Source organism: Solibacillus sp. FSL K6-1781, from assembly GCF_038630735.1.
GTDB classification, from domain to species: Bacteria; Bacillota; Bacilli; order Bacillales_A; family Planococcaceae; genus Solibacillus; species Solibacillus silvestris.
On record NZ_CP152038.1, the window covers coordinates 3,925,262 to 3,943,308 of the forward strand.

Here is an 18,047-nt window from a genome sequence, read left to right on the forward strand (position 1 = left end):
GATACATATTGTTTCGTCATTTCCTACACTAAAAGTCTATAAAAAATGGGTGCTTCGTTGCATCCAAACAATATTCTACTCTTTGACTGAAGTTTCCGAATGTCACCATTTCCAAGGCTTCTTTAATTGGGAAGTACCCTACTTCCAAGCTTTCCGGTGAAGTTGTCGGTATTCCCCCGATTGGCTTCGCCAAGAACAGCGTATTGCAAATAGATTTCTCTACATTTTGAAAGATACCGCAGAATTTGAGTATTTCCACATCGATTCCCGATTCTTCTTTTGTTTCCCTAATCGCAGCAGCTGTCAAAGACTCGCCTTCTTCTACTTGACCACCCGGCATCTCCCAACCTCTTTTTGGTCCTTTAATAAGCAGAATCTCATTTTTACTGTTCAGTACAATCGTTGCTGCAGACACAATATGTTTCGGGGTTGTATTTATTACTTGCTGAATTTGTTCCAATCTCATCAGTCCTTTTAAAAGTATCTATATCGCATATTTTAAAAGGTTCTATAGAGGAAATTTAAAACCCTGCCATTACGAGAATCTTTCTTTAATCCTGCATTTTTTAATTAACAAACAACGATACAAACGCAACGCCAAATATAATTACTGATACAACCCAAAAGAGAATTCCTGACTGTTTATTTTGAGTCCGTCTGTATTCTCTAAATCCTATTATCCCAAACATCGCACTCATAAAGATAAACATAAGCGGCTGCAGGTGGAAGCGATCTGTAACCAAACTATAAATACAAATTAACGTTGCCAAAAATGCAAAAGTTAGTTGAAAGCAACAAGTATATCAACTTTCATATCCTTCATTTGTAACTCCCACCTCAATTCATGATATGAAACTAAATAAGTTTCCCCTTAAAATATTCTTCAGCTAAAATAGCTAAATAATCCATATCTTCATAAACATTCTCTTTTAAAAATTCCTGTCTGTGGCGGCCTTCCCATACCATTCTGGACTTCTCCATCACTTTTCTTGAAGCGATATTTCTAACCATGCAGCGGCTGTAAATTCTATTTAACTGCTGTTCCTGGAATCCGTAATCAATTATTTTTTTGCATGCTTCTGTTGCATAGCCATTACCCCACTCCGACACATCGATAAAATAGCCCACTTCTGCATTGCGGTGGTTTTTTGAAACCGCAACGAGCCCGCAATTTCCGATATAGCGACCGCTCTCTTTTAAAAACACTGCAAATTCATAGGCCGTTCCTTGCTCAAAACTTTTTTGTAAATACGAAATCCAACGATCGACAATTTCACGTGGATACGGATGCGGAATCATGACCATTGTATCCGCAATCTCCCTATGTTTTACTACTTCATAAATAGCGTCTGCAAATTCAACTTCATACGGCTTTAATATGAGTCTTTCCGTTTCTAAAATCATTTCCTCATCCCCTAAAAATCAATTAATAAAATATTCCATGTAAATATCATTTTCCTTAAAACCGATCTTTTTGTATAACGGTTTTCCCATCGGTGAAGAAATTAAAAATATGTGATGAACATTTCTTCCTTGAGCTTCTTTAAATATACGTTCGACCAACTGTTTAGCAAGCCCCCGGCCTCTGCTTTCCGGTGTTGTGTACATATTTAAAATATATCCGCGAATGCCTGTCAAATTGGAATAACTAGGTGGAAAGGAAATAAACTGAATGCCTCCTGTAGCGAGCACATTTTTATCCTCCTCAATAATCCATTGAACAAATTGACCTGAGTTCAATTGCTTCTCAAAAAAGTTTCTTAATTCTTCGTCGATATCGGAAGACACAGTTTGCCCCTCCTCCACTAATAATCGCTTACGTAAATCTATTAAAATTTCCATATCATCTGTAGTAGCCAATCGTAATTCCATTCATATCCACCTTCCTAATTGTTATTGAGAATATATCTCTACTTCCTGTCAACAATGACAATCTTTTTCGTCTTGAACTTTTCTGAAACAGCATAAAGAAGTGTGATTATAAGTGCTGTAATACTTGGATAACCTATCATCACAACAATGTTTGTAAGTTCAACTAAACTGAATTCTCCCCATTCAAGCCATAAACGCCAGCCCATTCCAAGAGCACTGAATAGTAGCGAAATGAAAAAAACCATTTGCGTTTTGCGAACAAAAATCCCCACAAAGACATTCGCAACAACAATATAAATAAGGAAAACTATAAATGTAGAAACTAAATCAAACCCCTTTAAATTTGGAATAACCTTAGTAAAAGATATTCCCGTAAAAAACAGGATCGTCATGAGATTAAAAATTAAGAAATGTTTTCTATACTTTTCTATATTTTTATAATCCTCCGTACCAAACATTCCATTCACCTCTTTTATTTATTGTAACAATTAATGGAATATTTAGGGGTAGTAAGTCGTTATTTGTACCATGAAACTTTCCGAATTTTCTAACGTCTATTTTTCATATATCTGAACAAAGGAGGATTAACGTGCAAAAATTAAACTCAATCTTTTTAAGAACGGTGATTATATTAACTGGTGTACTTGTATTGTTATTATGTGTATTTGTTTTACCGAATGTAGCCCAGGAAACTGCGCATTTAAATCCTGAAGTGGCTTACCTGCAATATCCGATTTTATTAGGTATGTATGCGACCGCAATTCCATTTTTCTATGCGCTATATGAAACATTGAAGATGATTACAATTATTGAGCGGGAATCAGTTTTTTCCAGTCTTCTTGAACAAGGATTAAACTATATAAAATATTGCGCCTATATCATTCTTGTTTTATATATTTCGGGCTTCTTCCTGCTCGATTATACAAATGCACTGCCTCCGTTAGTGGCGGTGATTGGTATTGTTATCATTTTAATTACGATTCTTGTTGCTACAGGTGCTGCATTTTTAAAATATGTACTTATAAAAAGTCGATTGAACGTGAATTAAAAACAACCACTCCGTTAATCTTTCGGAGTGGTTGTTCGATTTCTATGATTTTATTTCACTAATATCCAATAGCTTTTCTGCGGTGCTGTTAACATTTCCATAGGCATCGTTCAGTTCATGCATACTTGTGGCAAACTGTTCTGTAAATGCTGCGATTTGACTTGTCGATCCATTAACTTCCTCGATGGAAGTACGGATTTTATTAAGCTGCGCAGCAATTTTTTCTGCGCTATCTTTGCTATTCTGCGCCATTTTTTGAATTTCCTTCGCTACGACGGCAAATCCTCTTCCATGCTCGCCAGAACGAGCAGCTTCAATCGATGCATTTAATCCTAAAATTTGTGATTTTGATGCAATTCCTTTTACAAGTTCGACCATTTGGTTTATTTCCCCAATATCGGCCGTCATCATTTCTGTTGATGTGACAAGGCCATCCAAGCGGTTTGATACATCCATACTCGCCGCCGTTAACTCTTCGTTCGTTGCAGTCATTTCCTCTACCGCACTCGATAATTCTGTCGCTAATTGACGCATAGAATCCATCTTCTTGTTTGAAATAGTGGCACTTACTACACCTATTATGTCTGCTCCATCAAAAATTGGCTGTGCTGATGAAATATAAGCAAATCCAAATCTTTCCGGACCCTTTTCTTCTCTTAAAAAACACTTTGTCGTCAATGCACGCTCTGTAACGGTGCCGCGGAAATCTACCATTTTCAACCCTACATTAATTTTTAAATCAATAAACTTGCCTGGTAAGTATCCCACTACCTCTTCATTGCTTGCTACAATGATACAAGCATCTTCCGGAAAAGTTGCCTGATATAGCTCCATCGTATCTACTACGGCTTGTAATTTTGTATGCATGCCCATCTCCCCTTTGAATGTATTATATAATAGATAATAATACCTTAATATCGTAATCTTTCGAAATGTTCATGAATAAACTCTGCTATATGTTCTCATAAAAAAATCCCCTTCTCTATAAAAGAAGGGGAAATTACTATTGTTCTTCCATTGCTGCAGCTGCAGTCAGCATATTATCATAGTCTTCTTCATCATAGACTAGATTATAGATTTTCCACAGGCCGTCTTCTGTTTTCTTTAAGTAAGCTGTTCCGGATAAATCTAATGTCATTTCCAAATTGAAGTTGATTTCAGGGTCATTCATCTTAATATGAACTTTCAAATCATCAATTTTTACTGCGGCAAAACGTTTATTCAATGAAATCAACTTACTTGAATACTCGCCTATTTTTTGAGATGAACTAGAACCGGTTGAGAAATCTGCGTCTTCCAATAGCAATTGGCTATCAAGTGAATAAGCTAAATAGTAGCCTGTTGTTGTTTCACGATAGAGCGCATCCATATCCTCTACGTTTTCCGTATCTGATGAAAACTCAAACTCTTCATCAATATAACGATTCACTGTTGCAATGATTGAAGCTTCGTCTTCTGCTTCTCCACTTTCTAAATGTAAAGCACGGTCAATCATCAGTACTGCATGAGAACGCTTTGCAAAATCATTCGGTTTGAACGTTTCTCCATAGCCATTAACAATACCGGCACCTGCTGTTTTCACAATTGCTTCATAAGAATAGCTATTCGGATTAACATCGTTAAATATTTTTCCTGTTTTTGAAAAATCAACTGTCTCATTAAATGCACGATAAATCATCGCTGCCATTTGAGCACGTGTAATTTTATCGTTCGGTTTAAATGTACCGTCTTCTTTACCGGTAATAATGCCTTTACTGCTGGCAATCTGAACAAAGTCATAATACCATGCCGAAGATTTAACATCGGAGAATTCTTTTTTAATATCGCCACTCGTTAAATTCATTGCATTCACTAAAATTTTTGTAAACTGTGCACGTGTAATACTGTTTTCCGGCTTTAAAAGAATAGACGTAAATTCGTATACTTCTCCGTCTTCTTCATATACTGTTGGCTCTTCATATCCGTCGATAATATTTGCATATAAGAAACGTTCCAACTGCTCGTATGCGCCATGTTCATAACTTACATCATCCATGTAATACTGATCGATCGTTTTTTCTGCTGCCGACGCTGGCGTTACAGTAATAAAAAAAACTGTAAAAACTAATAAAATTGCTAATTGAAGTACCTTCAATCTAGTTAACCCCACTTCTCTAAATTCTATAATACCTTAACATATTACTTAAACAGAACTTATATGAATACAAGTATATTTTGGCAATGTTTTTGAGAGACAAATTACTAGCCTAAATAGTAGTAAAAGATAAATGCAACGGCAAAGTTGGGAATTGCCATATTAAAAGAACACCATGCAATCTCATTTCTTTGAATCCAGCTTTCTTTTGTTTCCATTGCTGTGTTTGCCCGCATTCGGTCACCATTGACGAATGCCCCGGAAAAAATGCATGCCACAATAAAAAAGATAAAACCAATCCCGCTCGTAATAGTGGAAATCATATGAACATCCCAAATAATAATAGAAAGCAAGATTCCGATTAAAGACACCCCTGTACCGATTAGAAAAAATTTCATATTATTCCCCCTTTCCCTATATACCGCATTCTTTTGGAAATGGTTTCAAAATAAATCGATATAATGAGAATTTTGTCAGGCATCGTCTGGAACTAAGTAATAATGTACAATACTTAAAAATCCTTTCGCCGAGTTTTTCATTGCCTGTTCATCGATATTAAATTTTGGATGGTGATGAGGAAATTGTGTAGTGGGGGCATCTGTAGCTGAACCAGTATAAAAATATACTCCGGGAGCTTGTTGCAAATAATACGCAAAATCTTCACTTGCCATAATGGGAGGCATCTCAACGACATTTAAATGGTTAATATTATCAAGCAAATCTCTTACAACTTTTGTTTCTTTCTCGGTATTGACTAATTGCGGATATCCTCTTGTATATTCCATCTCATAAGTAGCACCATAAGTTACTGTGACATTATTAAGAATATGTGTTAAAAGTGTTTGGACATTTTCCTGTTGTTCCTGGTTAAATGTACGAACTGTCCCCTCAATTGCAGCTTCTTCGGGAATCACATTTATTGTACCCCCGGAGTTGAACACAGTAATTGCTGCCACTACCGGTTGTACCGGATCAAGTTTTTGACTCATTAACAAATGGATTTGAGTTATAATTTGTGCGCCAATCACAATTGGATTGACTGAAGTGTGAGGAGCGGAAGAATGTCCGCCTTTACCGATTATTCTAATTTTTACATAGTCACTGGAAGCGGTAGCACTCCCTTTTGGTACCGTAAAGTTTCCTAATGGGACGGAAGATAGGACATGATTTCCAAAGATTGCATCTACCCCTTCGAGCACACCCTCTTCTAACATTTGAATCGCTCCCCCCGGAAATTGCTCTTCCGCTGGTTGAAATATAAATTTAACCGTCCCATGGAGTTGATCTTCATATTTACTTAGTATTTTTGCTACCCCAAGCAATGTTGCTGTATGTGCGTCGTGACCGCATGCATGCATAACATTCGGGACCTGGGATTTATAGGGCACGTCATTTTTCTGTTGAATGGGTAAAGCATCCATGTCAGCTCTTAATGCAATCGTCGGCCCTGTTTTTCCCCCTTTTAAAATTCCGACAACGCCATACCCGCCAATATTCCGTTGCACTTTAATTCCATAACCTGCTAAAATATCCCCTACCATTCTGGCCGTTTGTACCTCTTGAAATGGCAGTTCAGGGTTCTCATGCAAATGCCTTCTCCAAGCAACCATTTGATCGTACACTTCCTCCACTTCTGCATGCCACTCGTTAAGCACTTGAACACATCCTTTTCTCACTCGTTCTTATGCATCAAATTAGTATATACATTTGTTACATGAGATGTTCGGTAGAGGGATTTGTCCAAAAAAAAGAGCTTCGGTATGAATCCGAAACTCCTTTTTATTATTAATTTTCTTCATAATAGCCGCATACGACATGTCCGACCGCTTTAGCCGCGACCAGAAGCGCATCTTCGTCAATATCGAATTTTGGATGATGATTGTAATAAGGTTTTTCTACTCCTTTTGGTGAACAACCAATATAGAAGAAGCAAGACGGGAACTTCTCTGCATAATAGGCAAAGTCTTCAGATGGCGACATTGGCGGCACTTCCTTCACCTCTGTAATAATCGGATCATTCGCCCCTACTAAATATCCTGCTACTTTCGCTGTTAATTCAGGGTCATTGTATAATGGCGGATAGTCGTTTTCATACGTCAACTCACAAGTGACACCGAATTCTTCTTCCAAACCTCTTACTAATCTTTTTACTTCCACTTCAATTTTTTCCTTCGTTTCTATCGTCATATAGCGAATATCGCCCTCAAGTTCTACACTATCTTTAATCACATTAAATGTCCCTTTACCGTCAAAGGAACCAATTGTAATAACACCGATATCAAAGGGGCTTAAACGGCGGCTAATAATTGTTTGCACAGCAGTGACAAAGTGTGCACCGGCAACAATCGCATCGTTTGCCAAATGTGGTGAGGAGCCATGTCCGCCGCGTCCTTGAATTTTCAGTTTTAAGTAGGCACGCCCATTGAAGGCAAAACCTGAATTATAACCGACAAATCCTGCGGGGCCCATTGGCAGCAAGTGAATCCCGAAAACATTATCTAAATCATCGAGAAGCCCTGACTCTACAATACTTTTCGCACCACCTGGCGGAACTTCTTCTGCATGCTGGTGAATAATTTTAATTGTCCCTGGTATCTCATCTTTCAATTCGATCAAACAATCGGCCAATACAAGTAAATATGCGGTATGTCCGTCATGGCCGCATGCGTGCATTACTCCTTCATTAACAGATTTGAATGGAACATCGGCTTCTTCGGTAATCGGCAATGCATCGAAGTCTGCGCGAAGCCCGATATTTTTGCCTGGCTTGCCGCCTTTAATCGTTACAATAATTCCGTAGCCATTTCCGACATTTGAATGAACTTCTACATCTTTTCCTTTATAAAAGTCGAGAATGTACTGTGCAGTTTTTTCTTCTTGAAACGATATTTCAGGATGCTGGTGTAAATGTCTCCGGATTTGAATCATTTCATCTTTACGAAGTTCCAGCATCTCCATTAGTTTTTGTTTCATGGTTACCACTCCTGAACTTAAATTTTGAAGAAAATGATGTAAACGCCTTTGACAAGGCGTTTACATCATTTAAATTAATCGACTGATTTCCCAGCGTTTTTTGGAACTAGGAATAAAACTGATAAGATGGAAAGGACACCGAATATGACGTTAATGATGATCCCTGTTGTTGCGGCCATTTCCAGGTTGCCGTTTGCAGATGCCGCGCCGTATGCTGTCATGGAAATGGCTACACCGAACGCACTACCTAAAGAACTTGCCATTTTATATACACCTGCCGCTTCCCCAACTTTGTCAGAAGGTGCATTGGATACAGATGTATCTGTTGACGGTGTTGCATAAATACCTAAGCCAAGACCGAATAAAGCAAATCCTACGAATACCGCGATTGTATACGCTACATCCGGCAAGAATGTTAATCCCATTAATGCAACACCGACCGTAGTAATTATTCCACCCCAAATCATCGGTTTTTTAGCACCAACACGCTGAAGTATTTTCTCCCCTACACGGATCATTGCCAGTACCGTCACTAAATAGCCAAGGGAAAGTAAGCCTGATTGGAAAGCATTAAATCCACGTCCTACCTGCACATACGTATTGGCTACTACTAATGTACCCGCTATTGCATTAAGTAAAAAGTTCGATACCGTTGCACCTGTATAGGCTTTGTTTTTAAATACCGCAAAGTCAATTAGTACAACTTCTTTTTTCATCTCTACTCGAATGAATGTAATTAATCCAATTACTGTTACTGCCATTAAAATTAAGGAAATGCCGCTTGTCCAACCAAAGTCTGCACCATACGTAATTAAAATATTTAATGCAACCATTGTGACAATAAAAATGCCTAGACCGACGTAGTCAAAACGGAATTCTCCTGAAGACTCCTGTTTACTTTCAGGTGTGTCTTTTAATAAAAACAGACCAATTAGAGCGAATACAATCGAGAAGATGAAAATCCATCTCCATCCTAATGAAGTCGCAATGGCACCACCTGCAAATGATGCAACACCGGAACCTCCCCATGAACCAATTGACCAGTAGCTTAATGCTCTTTGACGGTCCGCGCCTTCAAAATAAGCTTTGATTAAAGCAATTGTAGACGGCATAATGAATGCTGCTGATAGACCGATAATAATTCGGCCGATTATTAATAAAACAGCACCTTGCGCCAATACTAAACAGAGTGAACCAAGAATACTTAGCCAATAACCGATGACCGCTATTTTTTTACGACCTATTTTGTCAGCAAGACCACCGGCCGCTACGATGAACATTCCTGAGAATAATGCCGATAAACTAATCGCTATATTAATCGTACCAAGCGAAATGCCTAAATCCTCTTGAACAGCTGGTACAACGTTTACCATTGCTTGAGCAAATAACCAGAATGTAATAACACCGAATACAATTCCGATGATCATTTTATTCGTACCTTTGTAAGTGTTCATAATAATCCTCCTATAAAATTTCCCGCGTAATTATAATGTCTTCAAATCTCTTTCAATCATACTCCTCAGTATTAAAAGAAATATTGCAACCACGCTTTAACAATTAACAATAGTGATTTATTTTCTCGAGAATATTTTTTAGCCGTTAAAGCCTGATCAATACTTCATGTCTTTAGTTTATACAGAAATCTATATGTCAAAAAGTTATTATTTGCGTATAACATGTATACGAGTCTGTATATTTTTTACGGAAACAATTGGAGCAACAAAAATATACCGTCAATTTTTTACTTAAATAAAAAAAGACTGCTACGTATCGTTCGCAACAATCTTTTTATAAAACAGCTTTTCTTATATCAAAAAAATGAATGGCATTCACCGTTAAGTATGAATAAAAAGACCAATCACTCATAATTTTTTCATCAAAAATTTCAAGTTGAGGATAGCTTGACCTGTTAATATAATCAATGACTTCCATATCCAATCCATAGCGGCTATTCAAATCAATCCAATTTGTATAAAGTGCGCCATGCTCACGGTCAAACGTATATTTTCGCACTTGATATTCGCCAGGCTCCATTCCTTTAATTTTCACAAATAAGTCCTTATTGAACATTTGCAAAAACGTTTCCTCAATTAAATAATAAGGATTCACGGTTTTACTGTTCATGAGCACTAACTGATACCCACGTTCATTTTTTGTCATCATGTAATCAGGTCCTTGGGCAACAATCTTACCGTTCAGCTTTTTTGCAAACATTAACGCAAAATATGCCGGTCTTTTTCCATCAAAATAATGGAAAAGTTCTAGCCCTTCAATCCGGATACGTTGGCCGTCACTCTCACTTTCATGTACAACCGTATTAATCCAAAAACCTACTGATTCCACCTCATCTGATATGTCCAGCATATTTTCCAATACTAATGCTGCGCGGAAAAAGCGGCCGTTTGTCAGGCGTGTATTTCCGGAAAGAGTATTCCATGAAATGACATGAAGTGGCTTTTTAATTCCATTCTTCTTTAAATACTCTTTTATTTTTTCTGTTTTTTCTTTTAAATAATCTTTTGTCAGGAAAAAGCGATCATCGTTCAACTCTTTAAAATCTACAACATCATTTTGATTCGAATGATACCCTATAAAATCTACAAACTCCGCCTCTTTTAACAGCCATATATGCGCTTCACTTGTCTTCTCCTTTTCAAAGGAAAAAGGTAAAAACATACCGACTTGAATATCCGGTACAATGCCTTTTATCAAATGGTATAACCTAAAATAAACCCGTTTTAGCTCATCTGCTGCCACGATAGTATTGTATGGTTCATAAAAGAGAAAATGCCAGGCGCTTAAATAGGAACCACCATATAATTGCAGACAATGCTTCAAAAAATGCTCCAGCTTTCTGAGATAATTTTCTTCATCCATCGTTAATTCCTGATAATCAATTCTTACGAAAAGTGCCAAGTTTTGCTGCTTTAAAAACTCCAGGGCAATATCGGTTTTAAAATATTGTGAACTTGTCGGGATGATTTCATCTGTTTCAATCTCAGCTGAAATCGCTTCTCCCTTTAGTAAATTACTGATTCCTACAAAATCTACCCCGATTTCTCTTTTCGCCATTAAAATTTGTGCACGGATATTTTCCTTTTGTAATTCCTTCAACTCATGCACAATAACCATATGTTTGGGCCTTGAAATAGGAATATTGCCAGGCGCTGTTATATCCAATGACAATTCTTCAAATTTCGATTGTGTATTTTTATACGATTGATCAAGTGTATTTAAAATAACCCCTAACTTGCCTAAAATTTCAGGTGAATGTACTGGCTGTTCCGCATCTTCCAGCGGGTACTCTTTAAATGAATCCTTCTTCTCTACAGGATGTTTCTCCCGATAGACATGCGGTGTCATCCCATAGTTTTCTTTAAAAAGGGTCGTAAATGATTTCGTGTTGGGAAATCCATTATTCATCGAGATTTGTGATACCGTATCATTCGTATAGAGCAAATCTTTTACACTATGCTTCAGACGGATTGTCATTAAATAACGACTGAACCCCATATTCATCTTTTGTTTAAAATAACGGGATAAATAAGCTGTCGACAAATAGGATTTTCGGGCCATTTCCTCCAACGTAATCGGCTGATCATAATTTCTTTCCAAGTAATCGATAATTTGCATAAGCCGCTGATCATTTGTATCCAATTTTTCTGAGGAGCTCCCTTTTTTCTTAAAGCCGCGTATGAGCGTAAGCAAGATATCACATAAATGTTTTTGAAACTCAATTTGGTGGCTTTCATCTTGACGGTAATAGGAAATAATTAACTTAATAAGCCACTTACGAAGATTATTAAGCATTTTTTCGCGCCCCATATGCACTTCCTTTGAGTAGCATTCAAAGCGATTATCACGGTAATTTTTATAAAATCGGTCGATAAATGTATCCGAAATTGTTAGACTGAGCACATAATTATCAGGATTTCCCTTTATCTGAAAGAGTTCGTTCCGATTAATAACCAATAAATCAAGTTCATTTAATTCATAAAAATGGCTATCTGTCTCAACAGTAATCTGCCCTTCAACAACAAATATTAACTCAAGCCCCTGATTTACTTTTGGTGATAAATAATGAATCTCCTTTAAGGAAATTTGAAATTCAGATAGCTGGTTACTCATCTGTTCACCTCACTATTTTTCTTTAAGTTAGTTTTCCTAATGTGGGAAGTTTTGTTCCTTTTATACGATTTGTCTATTATGTTGAATTGTTTCAATAAACTTTTCAATCGTTGCCGTCAAATAGGAATCCGCTCTCCTAATAAAGACCGTCTTTACTTTACTATACTCACTTGGCAATGAGTGACAATAAATAGTCCCGCTCTGCTCCAGATGTGCAACAGCTGACTTGGGGACAAATGAAACCCCTAGTCCCATTGAAACACTGCGTATAATCGTTTCCAGTGTACCAAACTCCATCACTTTTTGAGGACTGATATTTTGATTCTGGTACCATGTTTCCAGACGTGCCCGGTATCCGCAGCCTTTTCTGAAACATAGGAACGGGATGCCTTCTAATTCTCCCAACTTCAGATGAGGTGAGTTTGAAATTAATACAAGCTCTTCATCAAATACTTCATATGACTCAAGATCCGGATGAATATTCGATGCGGTTATAAACGCTCCATCCAATTTATAATCCAGTACTTTTTGCTCCAATTTCTCTGTTACCCCTGTTATTAATGACAAATCGACACTTTGATAACTTTTCATATAGGAAGTTAATATATTCGGTAAATGGTAGACCGTCTCGACCGTACCTATTTCAAGCTTTCCGATTGGTTCATTTTTATTAAGAACGGCTCTTTTCATTTCCTCCGTTAATAGCAATATTTTCTTACTATAAGATAACAAATTTTTTCCTTCAGGTGTCAAAGTCATCCCTCGTCTATGTCGGTTAAATAATGGCGTGTTCAATTCTACTTCAAGTTTTTGTATTCTTGATGTAATATTCGATTGGACATAATTTAATTCTTTCGCTACTTCCGTAACTGTTCCCTTCTCGGCAACAAGTTGGAAAATTTCCAAGTCTTTAAATTCCACGATGCATCCAGTCTCCTTTTCCTGTTCCTATTACTTTAACATGGTATCTCAAATACTGATATTAATGATAACTTTTATTCATTTTACGAGATAGTTATACAATTGTAAGATAGTAATCGTGACTATTTAGTGAAATGAGGTTAATAAAGGTTGAAAAATAATGTTCTAATCGGTTCTATTCTATGTTTTATAGCTGCAGTATCATGGGGGGCAATGTTTCCGGTAGCCCATGGTGCATTTAAACATATAGATCCATTCTACTTCACCATTTTTAGATATGGTGCAGTGACGATTATTTTAATTGCACTGCTGTTATGGAAGGAAGGAAAGAGAGCTTTCCGTATGGAAGGAAAAGGCCTGCAGCTTTGGTTTTTCGGTACGATGGCCTTTACAGTTTATAATTTGCTTATTTTCTGGGGCGAGGATTTACTCGGACAATCCGGTGTTATGACGGCCTCTATTATGGAATCACTGATGCCGATGATTTCGATTGTCATCTCATGGATGATTTTTAAACACCGTCCATCGCTGTTTACATTACTATGTGTATTATTATCATTTATCGGTGCGGTATTAGTTATAACAAAAGGCGATCTTCAGGCATTTTTAGGCACGACAGGTCAGTTTATCCCTTCCCTTTTCATCTTTATCGCTGTCGTCGGATGGGTGATCTATACAATGGGCGCCAATGAGTTCAGTCATTGGTCTGCTTTGCGCTATTCTACATTGAGCTGTTTACTTGGAACCGTAACCGCATTATCCGTTACTTTAGGTGCGACAATGTTCGGCACTTTATCTGTGCCAGCTGTAAACGATGTAGTTGCAGTAGGTCCACACTTACTGTTTATGATTATTTTCCCGGGTGTCATTGCATTATTGGGCTGGAACATTGGCGTCAACTACTTGTCACCTTTAAATGCATTACTGTTCATCAATTTCGTTCCTGTCACAACACTATTCATTTCTATTATTCAGGGGAATGCGGTAACGGTGTTTGATATTGTCGGAACAGTGTTGATTATCATTGCGCTTTTATCAAATAATATATATGTAAGAATGCTGGACAAGAAAAAGGCCAATCATTTAGTGCAAACTGCATGAAGTGAAGAGTATCTTAACTGATCAAAAAGTAAAAATAGAGGGTGGGACATAACCCAAAAATGCCATTTTTCTCTTAAGAGAAAAATGGCATTTTTTTGCTGAGCGTAAAAATTGATTTCCATTTCGGGACGCTTTCCGCGGGCGTGGCCTGAGCCTGTAGTCTCAGGCGTCACGCTATTCCCGCAGGAAGCTTTGCTTGTAGCGAAAGGCGCTAGCCGTCAGCTACACTCGCCCTCCATTCCAATCAATTTTATAAAATATCCGTTTCTTAATAAGGTTTTTCTCCTTAGCTTATGAAATTTCTACTTCTGTCCCAGCCCCTATTTCTTATTCCCTACTTTATAGTAAATTGTAATATTTAACTTAAAATGTTATCTTTTAGGTTGAAATACTATAAATTTATTTAAAGGAGTTGAAAAAATGAGAAAAACGATTGCCTCCATTAGTATTGCACTAGGCTTGATGTTTGCGATCGGAACGAACGTCAATGCTGCGACTGTTCATTACAAAGACGTCAAAGAATCGGACAACTTTTATCCCTCTGTTCAGTATTTATTAGACCAAAAAGCAATTAGCCGGACATTGCCTCAATTTAGACCATATGAAAATATTACGCGTGGCCAAGTGGCAAGTATACTTGCAAAAGTATTGGATGACCGCTTAAAAGAGATTGAGTATACGGAATGGTATAGTGGTGCGAACTTTATTGATGTGCCAAAGACAGATCAATTTTATCCTTACATTAATAAGCTGGACTGGAACGGGATTATGCGCGGGTATTATGTGAATGATACTTCTTCCTCTGCGAGGGCATTCGGTATTAACCAACCTTTAACGCGTGGACAATTTGCCGGTGTAATTATAAAAGCATATGAAATTCCATTAATTCAATTGCAAAGCTACAAAGAAAGTGGCGCTTCCCGATCTGACATATTCGATGGAAAAAACTTCACGTATCCTTGGGGACAGGAAATCGCGACACTTCAAACAACCGGAATTTTAAGTGGTTACGACGACGGAAATTTCAAACCAAGTACACCGATTAAACGTTCTCAATTTGCAAATATGCTTGTGAAAGCTGCAAATGGCGAACTGTATTTCTTTAACCAGAACAACCTGCTCAATGACTTTGAACAACTAGGTATTTCTAAAGAAACTTCAATGGAAAAAATCAAAACACTAACAAATAATACCACTGTTAAATATTTGGCTTCCTACAGAGATGTACGGTATTTAAATGCTGTGACTATTGCAATAATGATCTATAAAGAAGGAGTCATTTTGTTCGAAGATATTAACGTGAAAATGGCTGTTTCAAAAGATGCGAACGGAAAGTGGCAGTTGAACGTTGAGAAAATCAATTAACAGGAAATTATTTATAACCGGTATCAGCTGGACGGCTAATCTATTTGATTAGCCTTTTTTTAATAACTTGAAGTTTATGTTTTTCTGATAGGCCGCTCTCTTGGTGTAATATTAATAATATAGTAACTAATAATTAAAATCAGGATTACCCCTGCAAAAATGAGTGTATCCATTGCGGAATCATGTTCGACAATAATGAGTCGGAGCATGGCCGTAATTCCGATATACATAAAATAACGAAGCGGGAAATGATAGTCTTCTTTAAAATATTTCACAATCATCGTGATAAACTCGAAATACAGGAAGAATACTAGAATTTTTGCCAGTAAGTACTTGTATTCATGCTTTTGCCCGTTAAATATAAACTTTAAAAGCTCGACCATTTCGATGATGAGCATGACACAAAGAGTTAACGCCAATACTGTTAAACCAATATTCAAGATCACTTGAAGCACTTTCGGAATAATTTCTTTAAATGGCTTAGGTTTGGATAAAAACTTCATTTATACACACCCCCAGACGTTATATTTTCAGATTATTCCATCATTAGGGGTATGTCAATTTTGTAAGCGATTACTATTTCAAAAAATTTTTTTACTTGTTTTTATTCTTAAAAAGAACCTTTTAAATTTCTAAATTGCCCAGATTCATTTTCAAATATTGAATAAACGGATGCTTCACCTTATCCACTTTTCTTGTACAGCAAAACAAGCTCTGGCTGATTTCCACTTGATCGACAAAGACGCGTGCAATGCTGCCTTGCAATAGTTTTTCCTCAACACTGCATGCTGGTGCGATTGCCATTCCATAACCGGCTTCCACAACTTTAATCGATTCCAGTACACCTTCTATTTGTAAGCCAAATCTCGGTAACGGGCAATTATGCGTATAAAAAATAGCCTCCATTAAATCCAGTGTTGAACTGCCTCGCTCCCTAAAAATAAAATCATGCTCACTTAGCTCAAAAATCGATACTTTTTTATTTGCTAATGGATGTGCTGGATGGACAACAAACCAAAACGGAATATCCAGTATTTTCTCAAAGGACAAATCTTCATGGCCAATATTGCTTTGCACAACAAAACCAAAATCAACTTTATAATCAAGAACATGACGCTCCACAGACTGTACATTTCCAAGCGATACATACATATCGATATTTGGATTTTTTGATTTATATCCCGCAATGATTGGCGGCAAAATATAATTGGTTGAAATATAAGACGAAGCGATTTTTATATTCTCTTTCTTTTCCAAAAAGGATTTAAATTTATCATCAATCTGTTCTTCCAAATGAAATAACCGCAAGCCCTGCTCATAAAGAAATTCACCTTCATAAGTAAGCTGAATACCTCTTCCCTTTCCTTCTATAAGTTTCACTCCGATTTCTCGTTCAAGTTTGCGTATTTGTATAGTTACAGCCGGCTGACTGATATGCAGGAGTTTCGCTGCTTCAGTAATACTGCCCAGTTTTGCAAAGTTTGTGAAAATTCGTAGCGTATGTAAATTCATTTCCTCACCCACTCATAACTTAAATTTATGAATATACAAAATATATATATTTGTTTTATGAGTAGTATAGCAGTATTTTGTGAGTAGGGGGGATTTGTTTGGAGAACTTATTTATAGAGTGGCTATCCATAGATGGGCTCATTTTATTCGCAATCGGCATACTTGCTTCCATTGTAGGGGTCATGTTTGGGGCTGCAGGATTTGTATTGCTTCCTTCCTTATTGTTAGTCGGCATTCCGATTCATGCGACTGTCGCAATTAATAAATTTGCAACAGGCATATCTTCATTTTCGACGGTTATTGTTCTGACGTTGAAAAAAAGAGTACAACTGAAAAAAATGATTCCATTTATGCTGATTGCAGCAATTGGCGGTATAAGCGGGGCATTTTTAGCAACAAGATTGGCGGAACATACGATGAATATTGTTGCATGTATTGTTTTAATCGTAATGTTCTTTTTTCTTATTAAAAGTAAAAAAAAAGAAGTTATTAATGAGCAGCCCGACATCGAAAAGAAAACTAATTTAATTGCACCTTTTTTTATTAGTATTTATGATGGTGGGCTTGGAACAGGTTCTGCACTGCTAAACATTACATATTTTCTGAAGAAACAAGTCAGCTATGTAATGGCTGCAGAAATGACTCGTTTTTTAATGTTTGCAAGCTGCACAACTGCTTTTTTATTTTACCTGTTCTATGGCATCGTTAATTGGGGTGTTGCTGTTCCTGTAGCTGTCGGATCGATTGTTGGCTCCCATATCGGTCTAAAAATCATTCCTTATTTAAAAGGGAAATGGGTTGAGATTTTGCTGCCTATTATATTTTTCCTGTTAATTATCCAAGTAATATCGGATTTACTTTTCTAATATTGTGGCGGCTGGGACAAACTTAAAATGCATCTGTCCCAGCCAGTTTTATTTACTGGCCCTTTTCTTATGCACTACACCATTCAAAAATAAAATAACCATTAAAAGTATCGACAGATTAAATGTT

The 18,047-nt window shown here is 37.0% G+C and carries 18 protein-coding genes; 4 read left to right on the forward strand and 14 right to left on the reverse strand.

Annotated features, from left to right (window positions below):
* Positions 1-28: 28 nt before the first annotated feature.
* The 4 genes from MHH37_RS19880 to MHH37_RS19895 all read right to left on the reverse strand — a co-directional run bounded on the left by MHH37_RS19880 (position 29) and on the right by MHH37_RS19895 (position 2,330).
* Entirely contained in the window at positions 29-460 is a 432-nt protein-coding gene (locus MHH37_RS19880; RefSeq protein ID WP_342574370.1) for an NUDIX hydrolase, read from the reverse strand.
* A gap of 395 nt (positions 461-855) precedes the next feature.
* Positions 856-1,404 (reverse strand): GNAT family N-acetyltransferase, encoded by a 549-nt coding sequence (locus MHH37_RS19885; RefSeq protein WP_342574372.1) that lies wholly within the window; start codon positions 1,402-1,404, stop codon positions 856-858.
* An 18-nt stretch (positions 1,405-1,422) separates the two neighbouring features.
* On the reverse strand, positions 1,423-1,872 hold the full coding sequence (locus MHH37_RS19890; RefSeq protein WP_342574373.1) for a GNAT family N-acetyltransferase: 450 nt from the start codon (positions 1,870-1,872) through the stop codon (positions 1,423-1,425).
* Between the two features lie 38 nt (positions 1,873-1,910).
* Positions 1,911-2,330: an ABC transporter permease gene (locus MHH37_RS19895; protein WP_342574375.1), complete on the reverse strand. Its 420-nt coding sequence runs from the start codon at positions 2,328-2,330 to the stop codon at positions 1,911-1,913.
* A gap of 131 nt (positions 2,331-2,461) precedes the next feature.
* Here MHH37_RS19895 and MHH37_RS19900 point away from each other — a divergent pair, with 131 nt between their 5' ends.
* Positions 2,462-2,920: a DUF2975 domain-containing protein gene (locus MHH37_RS19900; protein ID WP_340799424.1), complete on the forward strand. Its 459-nt coding sequence runs from the start codon at positions 2,462-2,464 to the stop codon at positions 2,918-2,920.
* 42 nt (positions 2,921-2,962) lie between these two features.
* Here MHH37_RS19900 and MHH37_RS19905 read toward each other — a convergent pair whose 3' ends face one another.
* The 8 genes from MHH37_RS19905 to MHH37_RS19940 all read right to left on the reverse strand — a co-directional run bounded on the left by MHH37_RS19905 (position 2,963) and on the right by MHH37_RS19940 (position 13,076).
* A complete protein-coding gene (locus MHH37_RS19905) occupies positions 2,963-3,787 on the reverse strand; it encodes a methyl-accepting chemotaxis protein (protein WP_342574377.1) in 825 nt (274 codons plus the stop codon).
* Positions 3,788-3,923: 136 nt separating this feature from the next.
* A complete protein-coding gene (locus tag MHH37_RS19910; protein WP_342574378.1) occupies positions 3,924-5,054 on the reverse strand; it encodes an S-layer homology domain-containing protein in 1,131 nt (376 codons plus the stop codon).
* Between the two features lie 107 nt (positions 5,055-5,161).
* Positions 5,162-5,452: a DUF5316 domain-containing protein gene (locus MHH37_RS19915; RefSeq protein WP_342574379.1), complete on the reverse strand. Its 291-nt coding sequence runs from the start codon at positions 5,450-5,452 to the stop codon at positions 5,162-5,164.
* Between the two features lie 75 nt (positions 5,453-5,527).
* A complete protein-coding gene (locus MHH37_RS19920) occupies positions 5,528-6,709 on the reverse strand; it encodes an amidohydrolase (RefSeq protein ID WP_342574381.1) in 1,182 nt (393 codons plus the stop codon).
* A gap of 130 nt (positions 6,710-6,839) precedes the next feature.
* Entirely contained in the window at positions 6,840-8,027 is a 1,188-nt protein-coding gene (locus tag MHH37_RS19925; protein WP_008405933.1) for an amidohydrolase, read from the reverse strand.
* Between the two features lie 74 nt (positions 8,028-8,101).
* On the reverse strand, positions 8,102-9,481 hold the full coding sequence (locus MHH37_RS19930) for an MFS transporter (protein WP_342574385.1): 1,380 nt from the start codon (positions 9,479-9,481) through the stop codon (positions 8,102-8,104).
* A 334-nt stretch (positions 9,482-9,815) separates the two neighbouring features.
* Positions 9,816-12,155 (reverse strand): helix-turn-helix domain-containing protein, encoded by a 2,340-nt coding sequence (locus MHH37_RS19935; protein ID WP_342574386.1) that lies wholly within the window; start codon positions 12,153-12,155, stop codon positions 9,816-9,818.
* A 60-nt stretch (positions 12,156-12,215) separates the two neighbouring features.
* The gene (locus MHH37_RS19940) at positions 12,216-13,076 is read right to left on the reverse strand and encodes a LysR family transcriptional regulator (protein ID WP_342574388.1); all 861 of its coding nucleotides are present in this window, start codon (positions 13,074-13,076) and stop codon (positions 12,216-12,218) included.
* 150 nt (positions 13,077-13,226) lie between these two features.
* Here MHH37_RS19940 and MHH37_RS19945 point away from each other — a divergent pair, with 150 nt between their 5' ends.
* Complete coding sequence (locus MHH37_RS19945; protein WP_342574389.1) at positions 13,227-14,177, forward strand: DMT family transporter; 951 nt, start codon at positions 13,227-13,229, stop codon at positions 14,175-14,177.
* 420 nt (positions 14,178-14,597) lie between these two features.
* The gene (locus tag MHH37_RS19950) at positions 14,598-15,542 is read left to right on the forward strand and encodes an S-layer homology domain-containing protein (RefSeq protein WP_342574390.1); all 945 of its coding nucleotides are present in this window, start codon (positions 14,598-14,600) and stop codon (positions 15,540-15,542) included.
* A gap of 74 nt (positions 15,543-15,616) precedes the next feature.
* Here the strand turns inward: MHH37_RS19950 and psiE are convergent, their stop codons facing one another.
* Both psiE and MHH37_RS19960 read right to left on the reverse strand, forming a co-directional pair.
* Entirely contained in the window at positions 15,617-16,045 is a 429-nt protein-coding gene (gene psiE / locus MHH37_RS19955; protein ID WP_008405939.1) for a phosphate-starvation-inducible protein PsiE, read from the reverse strand.
* 121 nt (positions 16,046-16,166) lie between these two features.
* Entirely contained in the window at positions 16,167-17,054 is an 888-nt protein-coding gene (locus tag MHH37_RS19960; RefSeq protein ID WP_342574392.1) for a LysR family transcriptional regulator, read from the reverse strand.
* A 98-nt stretch (positions 17,055-17,152) separates the two neighbouring features.
* On the opposite strand from MHH37_RS19960, the gene MHH37_RS19965 reads away from it, so the two are divergent.
* On the forward strand, positions 17,153-17,920 hold the full coding sequence (locus MHH37_RS19965) for a sulfite exporter TauE/SafE family protein (RefSeq protein WP_014822455.1): 768 nt from the start codon (positions 17,153-17,155) through the stop codon (positions 17,918-17,920).
* The last annotated feature ends 127 nt before the right edge of the window (positions 17,921-18,047 follow it).

Excerpts from the sequence above, each read along its gene's own strand:
- MHH37_RS19895 (WP_342574375.1), bottom strand. The coding sequence starts at position 2,330 with ATGTTTGGTACGGAGGATTATAAAAATATAGAAAAGTATAGAAAACAT.
- MHH37_RS19905 (WP_342574377.1), bottom strand. The coding sequence starts at position 3,787 with ATGCATACAAAATTACAAGCCGTAGTAGATACGATGGAGCTATATCAG.
- MHH37_RS19925 (WP_008405933.1), bottom strand. The coding sequence starts at position 8,027 with ATGAAACAAAAACTAATGGAGATGCTGGAACTTCGTAAAGATGAAATG.
- MHH37_RS19930 (WP_342574385.1), bottom strand. The coding sequence starts at position 9,481 with ATGAACACTTACAAAGGTACGAATAAAATGATCATCGGAATTGTATTC.
- MHH37_RS19915 (WP_342574379.1), bottom strand. The coding sequence starts at position 5,452 with ATGAAATTTTTTCTAATCGGTACAGGGGTGTCTTTAATCGGAATCTTG.
- MHH37_RS19935 (WP_342574386.1), bottom strand. The coding sequence starts at position 12,155 with ATGAGTAACCAGCTATCTGAATTTCAAATTTCCTTAAAGGAGATTCAT.
- MHH37_RS19950 (WP_342574390.1), top strand. The coding sequence starts at position 14,598 with ATGAGAAAAACGATTGCCTCCATTAGTATTGCACTAGGCTTGATGTTT.
- MHH37_RS19885 (WP_342574372.1), bottom strand. The coding sequence starts at position 1,404 with ATGATTTTAGAAACGGAAAGACTCATATTAAAGCCGTATGAAGTTGAA.
- MHH37_RS19960 (WP_342574392.1), bottom strand. The coding sequence starts at position 17,054 with ATGAATTTACATACGCTACGAATTTTCACAAACTTTGCAAAACTGGGC.
- MHH37_RS19890 (WP_342574373.1), bottom strand. The coding sequence starts at position 1,872 with ATGGAATTACGATTGGCTACTACAGATGATATGGAAATTTTAATAGAT.
- psiE (WP_008405939.1), bottom strand. The coding sequence starts at position 16,045 with ATGAAGTTTTTATCCAAACCTAAGCCATTTAAAGAAATTATTCCGAAA.